Consider the following 18,259-nt stretch of genomic DNA (forward strand, 5'->3'; position numbering starts at 1 on the left):
CTAGCAGATCTTGCTACCAAGAGCGGCCATTTCTGCTTTTAAAGCCTGTTGATTCTGCGTGGGAACGGCAATTGGCGCGATCGTGACTGCACCGTCTAAAATGCCACTATCATCGGTTAATTTCAACATCGCGTTTTGATAATCCAAGGCCAAGCCATTGCTTAAAAACGTGGTTTCTGGTTCAGCGGTGGTCAGCGTCAAACCAGCGTTATTATCCAACACTAAGTCGTAATCAGGATCGGCTTGGTCGGCGATGACCAGTTGGAACTTGTTGCCGATCGCACATGAGCCCCCTAATGTGGAAAATTTATTTGAGCCATCATCTAGCGCCAAAAAGACATGTTTGCCGCTAAGTTCTTTATTAGCTAAATAGTCGCTTGCTGCAGCTTTAATATTGATTTTCATTATTAATGACCACCTTTTTTAAATTTAAGTAATTCGGCTGAACCACACTGTTTTAATCGTTGCCTTGCTACAAGAACTACTTTACGCCATAAATAGATTGTGCACAACCTATTTGCTCATAAAATTTAAACTTCGGTCCGCTTATTTTATTTTCGATATCTTATGCAGTATGAAAAACATGAATAATTTCGACACGATCAGACGCAACGTTAATACGCAGCAATGACGCCAACCATTTTTGCAGACAAAAAAAGCACTCCGGTTAGGAATGCTCTTTTCACCGCTTCATCATCTAGTCAGATTTTAGCTTTCAGCGCTGCTGGTACTAAAAGATAATGGGCCGCTTGGTGTCGTTTGACTTCAGCCGTTAAAATTGTCGCGCCGGCTGCCGCCAGCAACAATGAGACTAGGGTGCTGATTTGATATTTATTCATGTGCTCACCAACTCCATTCAAGTTATCTTAATCCTGTTATACCGCAGTCAGCTTAAAATAACCTTGAATTTATTTATTTAGCTGGTGTGTGCTTGGCGGCAGCTAAGGCTTGGTTGACCACCTTGGCGTAGAGAATATCGCCGGCTTCGATCCCGCCAAAATGGACTCCATCGGTACCTTCAAAGACTTCTGGATGCTGGGCGGCGATCTTACCCCAGTCGGCGATCGTAATGAATTTATATTTATCCGGCAAGGTACGTTCTAAATCGCCTAAACGTGTCGAGTTCCAATCAGCGCCGGCCTGTGCATTATAGGGCGTCATTAAAATCAACTTATGTCCTGGCGCTAAATCGTTGACTAACTTCATGGTCTGTTCTGCATAATCATCCAAGGCGTTAGTGCCGATGCAGATCACAACATATTGGCGCAATAAGTTATTCTTTTGTTGCTCCATCATCACTTTATAGGCGAGATCCATGGTACGGTCGCCTTCAGCGTCGATCGCACTGTCCGCCACGTGCTCACCTAAATAACGACGCGTGCCCAAAGTCACACTATCGCCAATGATCGACACGCCTTTAGGCAGATCAGTCGGTGCTGGTCGCTGAGCGGGTGCTGGCTGCCCTTTTACCGCGGCTGCTTGCGGTTTCGTCGTCGCCGCTAACGCCATATCATGGGTCGCCGCAACTTTATCGACATCTTGGTAAATGCCGCTGATCCACAAATTCTGTTCCAACGAAGATAACTGGGGCGCGTCCTTGACCACATAGCCGGTCACCCCGACTAAGGCCAAGCCAACCACGATTATCGGCGCTTGCAACTGACGCCAATTCAACGTATGACTGAAAACATGCGCTGGCTTGCCGGCGATCACTGGCTCCAAAATATAATACGACAGCGCCGACAGCAAAATCGACAAAACGGTGGTCAGTAAGGCTGCCTGCCAGTTTTTCATTAAATGTGAAAAAATCACGTAAAGTGGCCAGTGAAATAGATACACGCTATAACTGACGTCGGCCAAAAAAGTGATCCAGCGCGGTTCAGCTGTGTTCGGCGTCTTATCATGTAAAATCCGCGCACTATAGATCATCAGCCCAGCCAGTAGCGTTGCCACCAATAAGCCGCCACGATAAGTGAGTAACTGGTCAAATTTAAGCCAGTAACCTAAGCTAACTAGGCCAACAAAACTCAGGTACATCATGGCGCTGGCAACGTATTTATTACCATGCGCCATGATCGATTTAAATAGTGGCAGTGGGTATTTGATCCCGCTAAGCACGCCTAAGAGACTGCCGACGAAAAACGGAAAACTATGGGTCACACTTGAAAAATAGACCCGCGAGAAATCAGTCAAGCCAGCCGCGCCGATGTACATCGCCGCAAAACTACCGCTAGCTAACAAAAACGCCAAAATACCTAAAAAAGCGCGAAAACGCGGCAATGCCCGCTCAGCTTTTTTAGTTAGCCGCTTGATCAACTTGGCGCCACTAAAGGCCACCAAGCCCCAAAGAATGTAAAAATGCATTTCAACCGCTAATGACCAAGTGTGGACAAACAAATGCGGAATGAATTTATTTTCGTAGCTGCCACCAGTGGCGATCTCAAAATAATTGGTGGTAAAGCCTAACGCAGCCGCAATTTGGCGACCAATATTGGTCACGAAATCATGACCCACCAGAAAAGTTAACGGGATCACCAGTAAAACGGCTAAAAATAGTGGCGGCACGATGCGATAAAAACGGCGTCGATAAAAAGCCAATAATTTAAAATCACCGGAGCGGCCAAATTCGTCGACCATCAGCGCGGTGATCAAAAAACCAGAAAACGCAAAAAAAACGTCAACGCCAATGAAGCCGCCAGTAAATTTAGTTTGAAAGAAATGATACAACAACACTAATGCTAATCCAGTTACCCGAACTAGACTAAACCACTTAATTCGCATCGACTAATTTTCCATCCTTTACTAATCCTTTATACAACGTCTTCCCCTGCAGCTTCAATTCCCCGTTGCCACTAGGGGTGCCCCGCTTAAAATCACCTTGGAACGACCAGCCGGCGTGGGAGATAAATCGACCATGACCATCAAAACGGCCCGCCTTAAATTGGCCGACATAATAATCTTGATCACGTAATTTTAATTTACCCTGGCCAGCGAACTTATTTTCCGCCATCTGGCCCTGATAGGTCAGTGCACCATGGTCTAATTCGGTTTTTGCTTCCCCATGAAACGGCGGTATAAAGCTGATCACCGCTAATGCTAAAATGACGATCACACTAATGATCTCCGCAACTGTGCGCACAGGACTTTGCCGTGTCCGCGTTTTTTGTCTCGGCCCCATCTAAATCAAGTTCCCCCTATTATTAAATCAGTGATTAATAACTTTGCTTGCGCAATGCGCAAAATCAGCCCGCCACAAGCAACTTACCGCCTATTTTAACGTTTGACCTAACTGTCAATAAATAGACCGAATATATTGATTAAATTATATCATTTACCTATCATTTTTTCGTATTTTTTTTATATGATTATCGCTAGCTGATCATTTTTGGCTAAAACCGAGCTGCGCAGCAATAAAAAAACTGTTACTGGCACCACCAAAGCGGTGAGCTAGTAACAGTTTTAATCGTGCAATAGTGGTAACTGCGGCTTGCCAAAATAGTCGCCTTCAACATAATCGGCACACTTTTGCTGACGCAACCAATCCAGTAGCGGCTTAGTTGTGATCCCATCAACGGCAAATTTCACCTGCCAATCAGCAGCGATCCTAGTCCAAAACAGGATATCTTTACGCGCTTGGGCAGGCCCATCAGCTGGCGGCACTAAATAACCCGCCACTGCTGATCGCTATTTTGCGATGAAAACGTGCTTAAAACTCTAAAATAATGGTACCACAAAATTTAATGGCTGTGGCGCAGTTCCGGCTTTTTCATTTGAGTAACGCAAAAAAAGTCCCTTAGTACGCTTATTCAGCCAGTGTACTAAGGGACAAGATCAATGTTAAAAGCGACTAATTATCATTTAAACATTTTCTTGGCCGCCTTGGCTAAGGTCTTAAGATCTTTGTCGTAACGTGGCGTTTTGACCAAGTTGGCCATTGGGATCCCGGCAAAGTGATAAGCCGCGATCTCGCCAGAACGAACAGCACTTTGTTCAGTGAAGATCATCTGGTAAGGCTGTTCTGCGAATTCACCGGTGAACGCCAGATTAGTCGAATGCTGCGGAATAACTTTCGGCCGATCAGTTTTAGCCCGATTATTGAACAAGGCTGAGGCGTATGGCATATGGACAGGAATATTGTTAATGATACTGTCCATGATCGCCGCTTCATGGTCACGAATATTGCCGGGACCAGGATCGACCTTGGACAATTGCCCAATCAACTCTTGCGCCATTTCCTTACCGGTCATCTTGATGTACGGTTTGTCGACAAATTCGCCGCGGCGCCGTGGATACAAGAAGTAACCCCAAATAACCGTTTCGTTGGGCTTTTGGCTGGTGAAATGTGGCTGATGATGGACCACGATCGACATGTTAATATCTTTATGCCCTAGCGCCGTGATCGGACTAGTTGAAATAAAGGAGTTCAGCGCGTTGCCCGGCACCTGCGTCGTGATCCGCGTGATCTCATTTAACAACAGATGATCTTTAGTGGTCAGCGTAAAGCTGGTCCACTCACTGGCGGCGCGGTCAGCGAAGAATTTATCCGGATTACCCAGATCATAGAAATGTTCGCTGGCTTTCTTCCATAGACTAGCTGCGGCGCCATAGTCCATATTTTCTGGTGCTGGCGTATCGAGATCGCCTAATGTCGCCGAATCAGTGATCGAACCGTTAGTGAAGATCACCGCGGTATCATCATCGATCGTAACGTGCTCAGTGTCACCAGTGACGGTGTTTTGCATTTCTAAACCGGTGACGGTGATCTCATCTTGCATCGTAGTGTCCTTAAATTCCCAATCGGTAACTAAACGGTCCAAAACGATATGGCAGCCTTGAGCGCGTAAATAATTGACCAGTGGCAACATAATGCTTTCATACTGGTTGTAGCGGGTCCGGTTGACCCCAACTAAATGTTCGATCTGGGTAAATTCGTAGATCATTTGGTGCATATAGCGGCGTAATTCTTGCGCCGAACTTTGTACTCGAAAAGCAAAAGTCGTTTCCCACATGAACCAGAAATTAGTGCCAAAGAAATGTGGATCATCGCTGAAGTACTGGGCGATCGTCACATTATCCAACTTTTCTTCGTCTGAATCCGGCATCATGATCAACTTAGTTAAATGCAGCCGATCCGAATTATTCAGGCCTAGGTGACTACCATTGACGATCCCCTTACCGCCTTCTAGCAAGCGCGCCTTATCAAAGGTCCGATGCTTGGCGTCAAAATCGTGGGTATCCTCGGCGACTGTCATATTCGGTTCGGTGGCGGAAGGAATGCGATCCAACAGATCCATTAAATCAACGTAAGTCCGATAATTGAGCATGCGGCCGCCACGGGCAACGTAACCTTTACGATTTTCCATGGGATGATTCTTGTTCCAATATTCGTCGGTCACTGAATCAGTGGGCGCACCATCGTTAGAACCATGGTCATCCAGTGAATAGAACGTGATCTGATCGCCATTCCAGTGACCTTCTTGAATCAAGTAAACGGCAGCGGCCATATTAGCTAAGCCGGCACCGATCATAACAGCTTTATTTTTTCGCATAATCGTTTCCTCCAATAATTAACTAGCGTGTGCTGGAAAAAGCATCAAGCGTGACTTTTAGCAACACGTTTACGTTAAATTCGTCTGACTGGCAAAATAATTACTGCGTTTGACCGCCGGCCTGACTTGGAAATATCGCACTAAGTCGGTGCTTAACGCGATTCAAATTCGTCATATAAATGACGGTCGTCTTCAAAGAATCCAGTCTTCTTAGCAAGATACAAAACACCAGCTGCTAGTAAACCGACTGTGACGCCCCAATAAACTGAGTTTTTATTCATGCTGCTGACTCCCTTCTTACTTGCGTTTTAATTGATCCTGTTGCCAGTTGCTTGTAAAAATAGCTAAGGGAGAATTTTTCTGAAAAAGCGATAATCAATATCCTTAAACTACATTACGCCTCTAGTATAAAGCGTTAAATTTAAAATTCAAGCCCAACCGGACACTTCTGCCAGACTGTCCGCAATTGATAAATTTAAAAAAATAAATCAGTTATTTTGCGTAGTTTAAACATATAATAATTAACTTTAGTCAAAATTTCATAAATACGCCGGATCAATTCACTAGTCGTCAGCGCTCTTTTCCAATCTGATACTACCACCCTATAAATAGAAACGTATTCAGCCTTTTACATAAACTTATCACGCTGAATATACGTTTCTTTTCCGATTTTTCATTTCGCCGTCCGCGCTTAAGCTGAATTTAAGTTACCCCCTTTATGCTAACAACATTATAAAAAAAGGACGTGGTAATTTTGCGGAAACGACATTGGTGGCAATTGCTGATCGTAATGCTTTTGGCCGTGATCATGGTTGGCTGCGGCAAAAATTCGGCCAGCCAATCAACTAAAACAACAACGATAAAAATTGGTTATATGGCTAACGTGAACAGCGCGAGTTTAGTCGCGGTGGCCAAGGAAGCCAGCTATTTTGAAAAGCAAGGCTTAAAGGTCAAGTTGGTCACCTTCCAAGATGGACCGTCGATTTTGGCGGCGATGAAGTCCGGCAGCATTGATTTCGGTCAGATCAGCACTGGCGCGCACACGGCGCTCGCCAAAGGACAAGCCAAAGTCGTGCTGTTCGATAGTTTGAGCACCAGCGATAAATTGATTGCCAACAAGAAATCCGGCATCACCAGCATCAAGGATCTCAAAGGTAAAAAAGTCGCGGTAGTCAGCGGTACTAGCAGTCAGGTCATTCTCGACACGGCGCTGGAATCGGCCGGCTTAAGCGAGTCGGATGTGACCATCGTCAACATGAGTGCTGCCGCCATCGCCACGGCAATGACCGCCGGCAAAGTTGACGCTGCGGCGGCGTGGTCGCCTAGCACCGACACGATCACTAGCAAACTCGGCAGTAACGCCGTCACCTTGGCCAGCGACAACGATTATTTGACTAAAATGCCGTCGGTCAGCTCGTGGGTCGTGACTAAGCGCTTCGCCAGTAAAAATTCGGCGCTGATCAAGAAGTTCGACACCGCGATGTACCAGGCAATGGATTACCGGGTCAAAGGCGGCAACACCGCTAAATGGACGGCTAAATTGTTAGGCGTTAGCACCAGCTCGATCAAAACCCAATTGAAGTCAGTGATCAAGCTGTACACCGCCAAAGAAGTCAAAACGATGGCTAAAAATGGCGCGTTACTGAAGCTGTACACCACCCAACAAAATAATTTTGTTAAATTAGGCTTGTTGAAGCAAAGTAGCAGCCTATTGACCCCCGCCGATTATGTTGACACCAAGATCATGCAGACCGGTGCCGATTAAGTTGATTTAACTAAAAGATGCCAAAAAGTCCAACTATGAAGTTGGACTTTTTGCCGTTGGAAAATGACGCAAACACGATGCGTCTGTACCGGTTAATTTTTGAATTCTGCGGCTTTCGACCGATGACTTTTTTACTTTTATTTGGCATAGTATAGAGTGATCAATGCTGGAAAAGCAGACAACGCTAACGCCGCTCTGTTTTTTCAAATATACTATCTAAATTAAAAGTGAGGCTGAGACAATTGAAACAACCACCAAAATGGCTTTATAAGGTCGCGGCGTTTATGCGCGGCCGTTACGGGATCATGGATAGTTTGAATAAATTTTTAATGGCGGTCGGACTGCTGCTGATTTTCTTGACCCTATTTGTGCACACGACTTGGCTCAATCTGCTGGGCCTGCTAGTGTTGGTGGTCGCTTATTGGCGGATCTTTTCCCGCAAAATTTATCAGCGCGCCGCTGAAAACACTAAATTCCAGCAGCACACCAATTGGGTGACGAAACCACTGCGGCGCCGTTACCGTGAATGGCAGCAGCGCAAGCAATATCGTTTTTTCACTTGTAAAAGTTGCCACCAGCGGATCCGCATCCCCCGTGGCAAAGGCAAAATTCAAATCACCTGTCCGCAGTGCCGTCACCAATTTCGGGCCCGAACTTAAGGCGCTTAATTATAGTACAGAAATACTTGAATTCTTGCTGAAATCGGGCGGTAATATTAACGCGTAAACGGATTTAGTTTGGTTCCATTCCGGCGCTGGCGTATGGAACGCGTGCGACTTGAACTTGGCGGTTTTTGCCTTAGTTCAATCGACAGCGGGAAGAGCGTTCTGTTTAGCGAATAAGTACTAATTGAGATACTTGTCGAACTTAGTTGATAAGAACGAGCGACAGTGGCGCATGGTACTAGGCGACCACAATTCAGTCACCAAGTACCATCGACACAGCTGCGACTTGGACTTGCCGCACTTTGGCAATAGTCCAATCGACAACGGGAAGCAAGTTCTGTTTAGCAAATAAGTACTAATTGTGATACTTGTAAATAGTGTTATTAAGAACGAGCGACAGTGATACGCCAGCGCCTCCATTCCACCTTGGCAGTTTTAGAACACTATTTAATTAGTTAGTTTAATTGTCTTAGTTAGTTCAATTAGGATTAATCGGCAGTTGTTAGCGATTCGCAGTTTTCAAGTAGATTATATGCGCATAAAAACACCGGCAAAACAGCTTTAAACTGTTTTACCGGTGTTTTCGTGTTCTGATCATCACTAAGTTTGCCACCTAAACAACCAACAATTGAACGTTCAACCATTGCCTGCTGGAATGGAGTCGCCAGTGGACCAGATATGTCGATAGTTCTTAATGGTGGTCTGTGCCATTTAGAACTATGCGTGGCTGGCGAGATCCATTTTTCCGTCCGCCTTTGTATTTATTCAGGAAAAATTAGCTCGCCAACGCGCCCACTCGTTCCGTCCACTGGCGCCGGAATGTAAGCTCACCAACTATGCTTACAGACAAACTTCAGAAAAAACCGTAATTTCACGTTAACCAGCTTATTTTTCATTCAAGGGTGGTCAAATAAGCGAAGCGCTGGGCCAATTCTGCATAAAATGGTGCCGGTACTGCACTAAAACTTGCGGCAAAGTCAGCGGTGCGCTGATATGCCGTGGTGGCGGCCAGCAGTTGTGCGGCTAAATTAGTTTCCGCCACCGCAGACCGCTGCAGTAATTGCTGCAGCGGTTGTTTAGTCTGGGCGGCGTTAAGCGGATTGAGCGTTAGCAAAAGATTAAATAGTTTATCAAAAAACACTGAATTCAGCTGTCCAGCTACCTGCGGCGCTAGATCGTCTTGCACTAACAACTGAAATTGGGCGAAGGCGTCCGCTTGCGCAGCCGGCGCGATACTTCGCCACTGATTGTAAAGTTGCAACGCGGCGGCATGGCTGGCGTATTGCTGCGGCGCTGGTGCTACCGGCCGTGGTGGCGCAACCGTGGTCGGTGCAGGTTTAGCCGCCGCTTTTTGCTCGCGCAAAGCTTGACGCAAGCCGCGCCGGAAAAATAGCGGTAATTCGTTGAAGAAATTTTCATCTAATGGATAGCGCTGCGCCAACTGCGCCATGTACTGGGAAACGTCCGGCTGGACTAGCTTAGTGCCAGCCTTAAACGGAAATGTGGCCCAGGAATATTTCCAGCGACTGGGCGTTTGCAAAACTTGCAACAACTGACGGAAATAAAAGTCCCCCGGCTGGGCGTCATGCGCCAGCGCCCATTTGGTTAAAAACGGCTGACTACTGGCGTTCCAAAAGTTGGCGAACTTAAACAAAGGCAATTTAGAATATGCCTGCACATCAGCTAGATAATGCTCAAAGGTCTCCTGGTGCGGTGCTGCCAATGGCTGCGCCGCGGCGTCCGCTAGCTGGTCGATCTGCGCGATCTCATTCAGCACGGTGGCGTGATCCAGAGTGAAGATCGGCATATCCGCTTGCTTGAAGTCCAGCAAACGCAGCCAGAGATGGTGATTCATTTTGTACGGTACGGCTAACTGATTATTGATGAAGTGCGCATAAACATAGCGCCGCCACAGACTGGTTGGAAAGCTGTAACGCTGGCGCTTAAGCCACAATAATTCATCAAACGCCAGGTCGATTTTATGGACGCCGGCTTGGATCTCGTTGACGACTTTCAATGGGATGCCTAAGTGATCAGAAAAGTGCTTGATGCCTAGCTTTTTGACTATTGTGGCGTCGCTGCGGGCTTGGAGCACGAACTGATATTTCAGTGGTCGGTGGCAGATGCAGTGATACTTGGCCGGCTTGCCGCGGACGAAATCAGGGTCGACGTTGCGCTGCACGAACACCCACTCGGCGTCGCGCATGTAGCTGATATTCAGCATCGCCGAGCTGATCTGGCGGCGTTTGTAGTCGTTGACCACGTTGCGCTGGGCCGTGGTCAGCGTGCGATAAATTTCCATACGTTCCGTTTCGGTGTACTGGCGCGCGCCGTTGCTGCGGGGATAAGCGCCGACTTGGTAATCGCTGGGATACCAGTTGGCATATGTGTCGAGATACGGATCCATGTTACAAACGCCACCTATCGTTTTTTTCCGGAATTCATTTATTTTACCAAAAAACGGCGCCGCGGGAAATAGCCAAAGTAGCCACCCACAACACCCTATTCAGCGCGGTCACACAAACGGCCCGTTTAAAATATTATAATACGTCGTCGTCAATGCGGCGTCATTTTTCAAGGTAAAACGGTACTGCGCGTCGATCTCATAAGTTGCCAGTTGCTCGACCAAGTCGTTGCTAGCATCGGGCGCCACTGGCTGCTGCCGATAAATGTCATTATTTTGGGTCAGTGCGGTCAAGAAACTGATCTTGAAGCCGTACCAGTAGCCGTAAAAATAAATATCCAGCAGATCTTTGTTGCCAAAGTCAATTGTGGTCAACCGTTCCGCCGCTACCCAAGGCGCTAACTTAGGATCAGCTAAAATTTGGCCACGCAACCGGGCAGCCATCAACGCATAATCGGGTGAATCTTCATTTTGCAAGCGGTCCTTCAAGGTGCGATAGATCCGCAAGACTTGCGCCTGCATCGTCCGCGTGTAATCAGGGATCGTGGTCGCTAATTCGGCCATTGGGATGCCCTGATCCTGGGCGATAAAATAACCATACGCCGCCTCGACGCCTAGGGACATCCCGGTTACGTAAACATCGGTCAGACGCGCAAAAATCGGCTTAAACAGCTGGCCATCCAGACCATCGATCAGCGCGGTCAAATCGTGCTGTAAGGTTTTTAGATCATTTTCCATAACTTGCCTCCACTACACTAGTTTGTGAACGTTTGCTTTTCAGTATAGCATGCGCGGTGGTGAAGGCAAAGTGGTGTTGCAACAACAGCTGGTTGCCCACTAAGTGATCGTCACCGTTACTTTTTTGCCTAACGCATTAGCCAACTTGGTCAATGTGGCAATGCTCGTATTGTGACCGCGCTCAATCCGTGCGATCGTGGTTTGCGGCAACTTAGCTCGCATGGCTAGCTCTTGTTGGGTCAGCCCAGCCATCTGCCGCGCTTCAATTAATGCAGCGGCACTAGCAAGCTGATTATACTCCGTGTAAAAGCCCTCGCGAAACGCTGGATTTTCCAGACTAGCTTTGATCAAGTCATCAACACTGGCAGTATGCGTCAATTCTTTTGCCATAATTAGACCTTCTTTCTACGGTTAAATTCTGCACGAATAGTTTTGGCGTGTTCCACTTCACGTCGTGGCGTTTTTTGTGTCTTCTTAGTAAATCCATGTGTGATCACATAATGATCGTCAACAACGTGAAAGTAGAGCGCACGCTGAATATTACTACCGCGTTGCGAGCGTAACTCAAACAAGTTGTGCTCAAGCTTCTTTATAATTTCTAAACGACTAGCGATCACAAGGCCCTTTTCTTCTGTGATCATGATCGCAGCAGCAAGCTTTCTCTGATCAGCCACGGGCAGCCGCTGATAAAACTCCTTAAATTCATCTTTACCATTGCTATTAATATAAGAACGAAACTGCGGCATTTTCATAATCATTATAGCATATATGCGTTTAAAACCGATCATTGACCTAATTTATTTCTCAAATTTAGCTCAAGTATTAACGCTATACAGCCTGAGCACCTCCCTATATCTATAATCTACGCAAAAAACACCGCCTTATTTTTTACTTTCTCAAAAAAACGATCACCGCCACAATAATTGCTGGCGCTGATCGTTTTTGCTCAATTAACTTCGTTTGCGGCTAGCACTCTACTCGGCAGCCACCAACTGCCGCGCGCCTAGCAAGCGCAAGATGCCGGCGGCGCTTGCTTGGTTCAGACACAAGTACTGTAAAAATTGTAAAAACTCGGCGGCATCTGCCTGCCGGTACAAAAGCTGACCCAAACAACAAACCTTGTCGCTGGCCTGCAGCGGTCGCCCTAAAAAATCGTAGCGTGCCGCCGGCAATTGCGGTGATCCTAAATCAGTCATTGAATCCCTCCTATTGATCAGTTAAAGAAAAGCAACTTAAAGCGTTAGCTCCTGGCCCAGCAACTGTTCTAGTTCCGGCTGCCACTTATGTGCCGCCAATACAACGACACAATCGTTGGTGCGCATATTGCGGATCACTAGCGCGCCATCTGTGCGATCAAGCTCGCGAACTAGGCGGTTCAGGTGCATTTTCGCGTTACTAACTGGCATGGTTTCAAGCATCGGTCTCACCTCCTTTAAATTTTTTTATCGTCCGCGGACGTCCGCTGGCACCACGTCATTTTGCATGTTCACCTGACCGTCACCGGTGGCAACTGGCGTGTCCTGCACTAACTGCGGTGTGAAGCGCATTTGGCTGGGGATGAAGCTGAAGGCTAATTCAGCCAGCTGGCCAGAGCGATTTTTACGGAAAATCAGGTTCAAATGGCGCTCGGCCCGCTGTTCTTCGTCGGTGCTAACGGGATACAAAAAACTGACCGTATTTGAGTCTTGCTCAATGCTGCCGGATTCGCGCAGGTCGGCTAATTGCGGCGTGCGATCGACGCGCTTTTCTAGCTCGCGGTTCAATTGTGAGAATAAAATGATCGGCAGATCCAGCTCGTTGGTCAGTAATTTCAGTTCACGGGTGATGGCTTCGACCTCCAGCCGCCGGTCACTGCGCGCCGCCACCCGATCAAGGCTGATGATCTGTAAATAATCGATCACCGCCAAGTATTGTCCCGGCGCGGCTTGGGCGGCGTGAGCGCGGATGGTTTTAATGATCTGCGGCAAGATCAGCAGCTTATCATGCAAATACAAGTGCTGCTGATCCAGCTTGCTGATGCCGGCGCGGACCTGCTGCTTTTCGGCGGCACTCATTTGATACGGATTGGTGAATTTGCCGGCCGCCACGCCAGTTTCACAGGCTAAGATCCGCTGGTAATTATCGCTGGCGGTCATTTCTAGAGAAAATAGATCGACCGTCAACTCCGGCGCATACTTCACCGCCTGCTCGATCAGATTCAAGGCAAAGGCCGACTTCCCCACGCCAGGCCGCGCGCCGATGGTCCACAGCATGCCGCCGCGCAAACCGCCGTTGAACACCCGATCCACGTTGGCAAATGTTTTGATGCCGACCGGCTGCGGCAACGCCAGGCAAGCCGCTAAATTAGCGCCGTGCTCGGTGATCGATTTAGTCGGTGACGGCGGCTCGTTCAACGCCATTAATTGGCGACTTTGCGCCTGCAACTCAACTAAATTTTCAGAACTAGGCGTGGCAAAATATGCTTGAGCCGCCATTTGCGTGTTGCCCTGAACGAACCAGAAATGCTGCGCCTGCACACTATCCACGAAAAGTTGTTCCGCCGCACACGGCTGCTCGAAGGCTTGCCAATCAGCCGCTTCAAACGCCTGCGGGTACGCCGCCTGAAAGCGCCGCTGTAGCTCAACAAAATCCCGGTACGGTCCCTGATCAGTCACCATAAATTCAATAAACTCGCGACAACTTTTGCCGCTAAACCAAACTGGCTCAATGCTCACCGTTTTGATCGCCTCTGGATGGTGCAACAAATAGTGCACCACGTTAGTATCCAAGCTCATGTCCAATTGCCTCCACTTCTGTTTTAGTCACTTCAACTTGCTCATCCGCCGCCCGCGCCAACACCATAGCCACGTCGCCACAGCTTAGTTGGTATAGATCACGTAGATATTGTGCCCGGGTCAACTGCGCGGCTGGCTGCACGTGAGGTGGCGGTGGCGCCTCCAACAAATACTGCTTAAACTTCGGTCCAAATAAAGTCTGCGGCCGAACAAACTTCCAAAAATCGCCGCCGTACCAATCCTTACATTTCCAGTCGATCACCTGCTTGATCTGCTTGACCGTCACTTTTGAATCGAACAAGTCGGCTAATAATTGCTGCGTCGCCACCGCGTTCTCAAATTGCTTGCCCGACTGCTGCTGCAGGTAGGCTAAAATTTTAGCGCTGGTCGCCGCTAGCTTGGTCCGCTGCTCGGGGGTGTATTTCTGCAGCGCTAGTGGCGTGACGCTGGCAGGCCCAGTTGCCGACTGCGGCGGTGGCGTGCGGGTCGGCTGCGGTTGCTTGGGGTCGTAGAATTTGACTAGGCCGGCGTAATTGTCGGCGTCGACCACGACAAAGCGTTCCCAGTGGCAGATTTGATAATGGCCGGCAGCGGTGGCGCTGATTTGCTGGTTAGTTTGTAATAAATGCAGCAAGGGTTGGATCAGTTCGGAATGGGTGATCTTAGCCCATTTAGCTATGGTCAGCATTGCCAGTGGCTGGTCGCGCGTTTTGTAAACTAAGCCCGCGTGATTCAACTTAGCCGCATGAAAAAGTAAGGCGTTCCAGACCGCCATTATGTTGCGCCATTGGATCTTCGTCGTTGCTTTATCCAGCTGTATCCATCCGGGTTCCTGAAATAGGTTTATCGGGATCGCCAACATGGGTTCCATAAAATCACTCCTAAGCATAATTAGTCCCGTAAAAACTTGGTGCGTTTTTTTTGGTTCTATACTAGTCTCGTTTGAGCGACCCAAATAGTGCCAAACTTTTTTAAAAAAATTTAAAAAACCGCATCGGATCCCATTCCGACGCGGTTTCTAACTTAAAGTTTTTTATTGCTACTTTTGGCCTTGTTGATTTAACTTTGCAACTCGGTTTACGCAAACGTAGAGCTGGTCTTACGTACCCGTAAAATCTATTTTACGCAAACGCAAACGGGTCATTACCTTGCCGTAAATGCTAGCGGCGCCGAAATTCTGGGTTCAGTTGTTTCTTAGCATAATGCGTCAACTTTTTCTCCGGAATGCCTTCGTTACCCGCAATTTCCCGGGTGATCTGCTGACCATAGTCGCTGATATGCCACTCACGCATTTGTTGCACAGTCGGCACGGTTGGCTGATCGATCGGCGCCAAACTCGGTAAATGGCTTTGCACACTGATTTGAAATTCTACCTTTTTACCTAGATAGCTCATTTTGCGCCAAAGAATATCTTGCGCACGTTCAAGCGCAAAACGGATCAACCCCAATTGATAGTGCAGCGAATCACGCTTGATGTCCGCGCGCACCTGCACCTGCTGCTGACCGCGCTTGAAAATGACCCACGTGGCGCCATCGACCGTCTTAGCGCCACGGTACCATTGACTGCAGATCCAGCCGGTGGGCGTGCCCCGCCGCGGACTATCCTCGGTCGCAAACGATTGCTGCCCACAAAAGTACGGATAATTAGTCAAATTAAGGTGCTTACCCAAACATTTTGAAAGCTCATAGCTATAAATTGCCGACCGACTGAAACGCCGCATAATTTGACACGTCGACTCCTCACAATAGATCACCTTGCCGTTGATGCCGTATAAACCAGTCACATACCGCTTCGAGCCATGCTTAACTTTGTCGGGCAACTTAGCCACATAAACCGTGTTTTCATTGGGCTCAAAGTATTTACAAAATTCTGCCGCCCCACTATCGGCATACGCTTGTTCATGCTGCAGATCAAAACTAACCACTGAATCACCAAATTGTTCCATCAAACCGCCTCCAACTGAAAATTCACACACTTACACTTATAGTATGCATTAATAAAATACCATAAATCAGCGTATTTGTGAAAACGCATTCACATTAAATAAAAATTTAATTAGCTGCCACTAAAAAGTCACACATTTATAATGCAAAAACGCCGACTTGGCGAAATTCGCAATTAAACGCGTGACCATTTTTCGATTTTTGTGATTTGTTGATTTCAGCGCACCAATTGTATATTAATTTCGTCCTAGGCCTGGGACACAAACTAAATCAAAGGTTGTGTTCCCATGACATTTAAAACCGCATTAGCCAACAGTAAACTCATTTACAGCGTCTTAAACCGCGCCGGCATCACCCAAAAGCACCCTAATTTTGAAGACTATTTCCAGGATTGCCTACTGATCTACGTAGCCCTGGAAGAAAAATTCGCCAACAAACTCCCCACCGATCCAGTATCCCGCGAAGCCTTCTTCTACGTCCGGATGTATTGCCAACTCGTTGATCAATTGCGCCATGAGAATTATCACACTAACAACCAAGCCAGTTACGCGCCAACCGTTCAAGCAAGCGCCTATATCGACTCCAATTTTGAGCTAGTCGACTTAGCCGACGCACTCAAAAAACGCCTCACCGCCGAAGAGTACCGCTTCTTAGAACTGGCTTACGCCTGCGAACTACCGCTCGACTATATTTGCCGCGAATTAAACGTTAGCCGACGCACCGTCTTCCGCTTTCAGAAAAAAATTCGCACAACTATTGAACAATTAACACGAGAAAATTGCTAGTAATTGATAGCAATTCTCAATTACTAGCTAATCAAGCACTAATTTATCACGCTGGAAAGCCTGATCTAGCGCGTTTTAAAAACTTATTTTAAAAAAGTGACGCAAATATGGCACTAAAACGCCCGCTCAATCGAGACTAGTATAGAAGGTAAAATAGCGGCCGCATTTGCACCTTCAAAATGAGTTAATCTACACTAAATTTGATGAGGAGCCTGTCCGACTAGTTGCACTTCTTGCAACATAGCGAGGAAGGACATCCGTTCCGGAAAATCTTGATTTCTGGCAACAGAAATCCACACTAAAATTGATGAGGAGCCTGTCCGACTAGTTGCGCTTTTCGCAACGTAGTGAGGAAGGACATCCGTTCCGGAAGATCCTGATTTCTGGTCACAGAAATCTACTTTAATAATGATGAGGAGGTCATCACATGGTTTGGGAAAAAACTAACCTAGAAATTAAAACAGTCGGCGACGACATCGACGGTGAAGCGACGCACAAGTTCGTCAACATCAAAGAAGGCACAACGACTGACCAATTCGACAAGTTCGGCACCGCCATCGCTGAACTCGCCGAAGAAGGCTACACCGGCGCAGTCGCCGTGACATACGAACGACACGACTACGTGGGTTAGAGTGGGATGAAGTGCGGGAGATTCTGAGGATTAACCTAGCTAGACGAATTGGCTGCGCAGCAGACAGTTGGCCTAGCGTAGTTAACCGCAGGAATCTGCGCTTCATCGCACGTTTCGATTAGAGTGGTTTGCAGTGCGCTCAGCTCCCGAGCATAGCCTAGTTAGATGAATTGGCTGCGTCAGCAGACAGTTTAGCTAACGTAGCTAGGCGGAGGGAGTTGCACTGCTAAGCACGTTTTGGTTAGAGTGGTAAATTAGGCGCTAGACTTTGAGTATCAGCCTAGCTAGGAGATAAGAGACATGAAATGGCTCGTTCTCATAGCGTAGCTGAGCGGAAAAGTCTGCCTAATTTAGCACGTTTCAACTAACTAGCAGAGTGCAGCCACACAGTTTCCATCTGAGCCGCACCACAAACCCACGCTCGCCCCAGCGTAAGTTCCGCGGCAGACTCAGCACATTTCATTCCCTATCCCAACACAGAGAGGAGCTTTCCCATGAAACAACTTGATATGGAATTCAAAAGCGAAAACGGCAAAACCAAGCACATGCGGTTGAATTACGCCGCCCAGACTTTGGCAGAAACAACGGTCAAAACGGCGATGCAAACCATCGCCGACCTGAAAATGTTTGAAGTCGAAGCCTGCAATCCGTACGCTTTGCCGATCAAAGCACAGTACGTTGAACGGACAGTCACACCAATTTTCGGTGGCGAAGACGCTGAAAAAGCCGATGCCACTGAGTAATTAGTTCAACGCAAAAAGGCGTCCATTTGGGCGCCTTTTTCTGTATGAAAAGAATTAAAAAATGACTACAAATATTTTATTTAAAAATCAATAATTTCTTAATCTAATATAAATCCCAAATTGTCAAATCAAGTGCAACAGTATCGACCTATTCTTATAAATTGGTATAGTTAATCATCTAAATCAATGAATAGTTCACTGGCGCAGTTGTAGTTCAAGCTCCGACGTGGCCGGTGGTTAAGCGCGTCTTGGATTCCTTGG

Annotated in this window: 21 protein-coding genes; 5 read left to right on the forward strand and 16 right to left on the reverse strand. The window is 47.4% G+C overall.

The window, feature by feature from the left end:
* From EKM76_RS03105 to EKM76_RS03130, 7 genes are all read right to left on the reverse strand, one after another.
* Positions 1–405 carry an iron-sulfur cluster biosynthesis family protein gene (locus tag EKM76_RS03105; protein ID WP_125549214.1) on the reverse strand — a complete coding sequence of 135 codons (405 nt, stop codon included), beginning with the start codon at positions 403–405 and terminating at the stop codon, positions 1–3.
* 296 nt (positions 406–701) lie between these two features.
* A complete protein-coding gene (locus EKM76_RS13385; protein WP_164507569.1) occupies positions 702–839 on the reverse strand; it encodes a hypothetical protein in 138 nt (45 codons plus the stop codon).
* Between the two features lie 73 nt (positions 840–912).
* Complete coding sequence (locus EKM76_RS03110) at positions 913–2,781, reverse strand: acyltransferase family protein (RefSeq protein WP_125549215.1); 1,869 nt, start codon at positions 2,779–2,781, stop codon at positions 913–915.
* Positions 2,771–3,178, reverse strand: coding sequence for an MORN repeat-containing protein (locus EKM76_RS03115; protein WP_125549216.1), 408 nt, complete (start codon positions 3,176–3,178; stop codon positions 2,771–2,773). The genes EKM76_RS03110 and EKM76_RS03115 overlap by 11 nt, the downstream gene beginning before the upstream one ends.
* 281 nt (positions 3,179–3,459) lie before the next feature.
* Positions 3,460–3,660 carry a hypothetical protein gene (locus EKM76_RS03120; RefSeq protein WP_164507570.1) on the reverse strand — a complete coding sequence of 67 codons (201 nt, stop codon included), beginning with the start codon at positions 3,658–3,660 and terminating at the stop codon, positions 3,460–3,462.
* 194 nt (positions 3,661–3,854) lie between these two features.
* A complete protein-coding gene (locus EKM76_RS03125; RefSeq protein WP_125549218.1) occupies positions 3,855–5,549 on the reverse strand; it encodes an oleate hydratase in 1,695 nt (564 codons plus the stop codon).
* Between the two features lie 152 nt (positions 5,550–5,701).
* Entirely contained in the window at positions 5,702–5,830 is a 129-nt protein-coding gene (locus tag EKM76_RS03130; RefSeq protein ID WP_125549220.1) for a methanol dehydrogenase, read from the reverse strand.
* A gap of 473 nt (positions 5,831–6,303) precedes the next feature.
* Here EKM76_RS03130 and EKM76_RS03135 point away from each other — a divergent pair, with 473 nt between their 5' ends.
* The gene (locus EKM76_RS03135; protein ID WP_125549222.1) at positions 6,304–7,314 is read left to right on the forward strand and encodes an ABC transporter substrate-binding protein; all 1,011 of its coding nucleotides are present in this window, start codon (positions 6,304–6,306) and stop codon (positions 7,312–7,314) included.
* 242 nt (positions 7,315–7,556) lie between these two features.
* The gene (locus EKM76_RS03140) at positions 7,557–7,973 is read left to right on the forward strand and encodes a hypothetical protein (RefSeq protein ID WP_125549224.1); all 417 of its coding nucleotides are present in this window, start codon (positions 7,557–7,559) and stop codon (positions 7,971–7,973) included.
* Positions 7,974–8,871: 898 nt separating this feature from the next.
* Here EKM76_RS03140 and EKM76_RS03145 read toward each other — a convergent pair.
* The 9 genes from EKM76_RS03145 to EKM76_RS03185 form a co-directional block, all read right to left on the reverse strand.
* Positions 8,872–10,386: a hypothetical protein gene (locus tag EKM76_RS03145; protein WP_125549226.1), complete on the reverse strand. Its 1,515-nt coding sequence runs from the start codon at positions 10,384–10,386 to the stop codon at positions 8,872–8,874.
* Between the two features lie 108 nt (positions 10,387–10,494).
* The gene (locus EKM76_RS03150; protein WP_125549228.1) at positions 10,495–11,121 is read right to left on the reverse strand and encodes a hypothetical protein; all 627 of its coding nucleotides are present in this window, start codon (positions 11,119–11,121) and stop codon (positions 10,495–10,497) included.
* A gap of 99 nt (positions 11,122–11,220) precedes the next feature.
* Positions 11,221–11,511 carry a helix-turn-helix domain-containing protein gene (locus EKM76_RS03155; protein WP_125549230.1) on the reverse strand — a complete coding sequence of 97 codons (291 nt, stop codon included), beginning with the start codon at positions 11,509–11,511 and terminating at the stop codon, positions 11,221–11,223.
* Positions 11,512–11,513: 2 nt separating this feature from the next.
* Positions 11,514–11,873, reverse strand: a complete 360-nt coding sequence (locus EKM76_RS03160; RefSeq protein ID WP_125549251.1) for a type II toxin-antitoxin system RelE/ParE family toxin — start codon at positions 11,871–11,873, stop codon at positions 11,514–11,516.
* 222 nt (positions 11,874–12,095) lie between these two features.
* The gene (locus EKM76_RS03165; protein ID WP_125549232.1) at positions 12,096–12,317 is read right to left on the reverse strand and encodes a hypothetical protein; all 222 of its coding nucleotides are present in this window, start codon (positions 12,315–12,317) and stop codon (positions 12,096–12,098) included.
* A gap of 36 nt (positions 12,318–12,353) precedes the next feature.
* Positions 12,354–12,539, reverse strand: coding sequence for a hypothetical protein (locus EKM76_RS03170; protein WP_125549234.1), 186 nt, complete (start codon positions 12,537–12,539; stop codon positions 12,354–12,356).
* 24 nt (positions 12,540–12,563) lie between these two features.
* Positions 12,564–13,895, reverse strand: a complete 1,332-nt coding sequence (locus EKM76_RS03175; protein ID WP_125549236.1) for a DnaB-like helicase C-terminal domain-containing protein — start codon at positions 13,893–13,895, stop codon at positions 12,564–12,566.
* A complete protein-coding gene (locus EKM76_RS03180) occupies positions 13,879–14,766 on the reverse strand; it encodes a conserved phage C-terminal domain-containing protein (RefSeq protein WP_125549238.1) in 888 nt (295 codons plus the stop codon). Before EKM76_RS03180 ends, EKM76_RS03175 begins: the two co-directional genes overlap by 17 nt.
* A 289-nt stretch (positions 14,767–15,055) precedes the next feature.
* Positions 15,056–15,841 carry a hypothetical protein gene (locus EKM76_RS03185; protein ID WP_125549240.1) on the reverse strand — a complete coding sequence of 262 codons (786 nt, stop codon included), beginning with the start codon at positions 15,839–15,841 and terminating at the stop codon, positions 15,056–15,058.
* A 285-nt stretch (positions 15,842–16,126) separates the two neighbouring features.
* On the opposite strand from EKM76_RS03185, the gene EKM76_RS03190 reads away from it, so the two are divergent.
* The 3 genes from EKM76_RS03190 to EKM76_RS03200 all read left to right on the forward strand — a co-directional run bounded on the left by EKM76_RS03190 (position 16,127) and on the right by EKM76_RS03200 (position 17,998).
* On the forward strand, positions 16,127–16,624 hold the full coding sequence (locus EKM76_RS03190) for a sigma-70 RNA polymerase sigma factor region 4 domain-containing protein (RefSeq protein WP_125549242.1): 498 nt from the start codon (positions 16,127–16,129) through the stop codon (positions 16,622–16,624).
* A gap of 427 nt (positions 16,625–17,051) precedes the next feature.
* Positions 17,052–17,255 carry a DUF1659 domain-containing protein gene (locus tag EKM76_RS03195; RefSeq protein WP_125549244.1) on the forward strand — a complete coding sequence of 68 codons (204 nt, stop codon included), beginning with the start codon at positions 17,052–17,054 and terminating at the stop codon, positions 17,253–17,255.
* 494 nt (positions 17,256–17,749) lie between these two features.
* Positions 17,750–17,998, forward strand: a complete 249-nt coding sequence (locus EKM76_RS03200) for a DUF2922 domain-containing protein (RefSeq protein WP_125549245.1) — start codon at positions 17,750–17,752, stop codon at positions 17,996–17,998.
* The last annotated feature ends 261 nt before the right edge of the window (positions 17,999–18,259 follow it).

Source organism: Loigolactobacillus zhaoyuanensis, assembly GCF_003946385.1.
GTDB lineage: Bacteria > Bacillota > Bacilli > Lactobacillales > Lactobacillaceae > Loigolactobacillus > Loigolactobacillus zhaoyuanensis.

Coding starts and splice junctions, on each gene's coding strand:
- EKM76_RS03105 (WP_125549214.1), bottom strand. CDS start 405: ATGAAAATCAATATTAAAGCTGCAGCAAGCGACTATTTAGCTAATAAA.
- EKM76_RS13385 (WP_164507569.1), bottom strand. CDS start 839: ATGAATAAATATCAAATCAGCACCCTAGTCTCATTGTTGCTGGCGGCA.
- EKM76_RS03110 (WP_125549215.1), bottom strand. CDS start 2,781: ATGCGAATTAAGTGGTTTAGTCTAGTTCGGGTAACTGGATTAGCATTA.
- EKM76_RS03115 (WP_125549216.1), bottom strand. CDS start 3,178: ATGGGGCCGAGACAAAAAACGCGGACACGGCAAAGTCCTGTGCGCACA.
- EKM76_RS03125 (WP_125549218.1), bottom strand. CDS start 5,549: ATGCGAAAAAATAAAGCTGTTATGATCGGTGCCGGCTTAGCTAATATG.
- EKM76_RS03130 (WP_125549220.1), bottom strand. CDS start 5,830: ATGAATAAAAACTCAGTTTATTGGGGCGTCACAGTCGGTTTACTAGCA.
- EKM76_RS03145 (WP_125549226.1), bottom strand. CDS start 10,386: ATGGATCCGTATCTCGACACATATGCCAACTGGTATCCCAGCGATTAC.
- EKM76_RS03150 (WP_125549228.1), bottom strand. CDS start 11,121: ATGGAAAATGATCTAAAAACCTTACAGCACGATTTGACCGCGCTGATC.
- EKM76_RS03155 (WP_125549230.1), bottom strand. CDS start 11,511: ATGGCAAAAGAATTGACGCATACTGCCAGTGTTGATGACTTGATCAAA.
- EKM76_RS03160 (WP_125549251.1), bottom strand. CDS start 11,873: ATGAAAATGCCGCAGTTTCGTTCTTATATTAATAGCAATGGTAAAGAT.
- EKM76_RS03165 (WP_125549232.1), bottom strand. CDS start 12,317: ATGACTGATTTAGGATCACCGCAATTGCCGGCGGCACGCTACGATTTT.
- EKM76_RS03170 (WP_125549234.1), bottom strand. CDS start 12,539: ATGCTTGAAACCATGCCAGTTAGTAACGCGAAAATGCACCTGAACCGC.
- EKM76_RS03175 (WP_125549236.1), bottom strand. CDS start 13,895: ATGAGCTTGGATACTAACGTGGTGCACTATTTGTTGCACCATCCAGAG.
- EKM76_RS03180 (WP_125549238.1), bottom strand. CDS start 14,766: ATGGAACCCATGTTGGCGATCCCGATAAACCTATTTCAGGAACCCGGA.
- EKM76_RS03185 (WP_125549240.1), bottom strand. CDS start 15,841: ATGGAACAATTTGGTGATTCAGTGGTTAGTTTTGATCTGCAGCATGAA.
- EKM76_RS03190 (WP_125549242.1), top strand. CDS start 16,127: ATGACATTTAAAACCGCATTAGCCAACAGTAAACTCATTTACAGCGTC.
- EKM76_RS03195 (WP_125549244.1), top strand. CDS start 17,052: ATGGTTTGGGAAAAAACTAACCTAGAAATTAAAACAGTCGGCGACGAC.
- EKM76_RS03200 (WP_125549245.1), top strand. CDS start 17,750: ATGAAACAACTTGATATGGAATTCAAAAGCGAAAACGGCAAAACCAAG.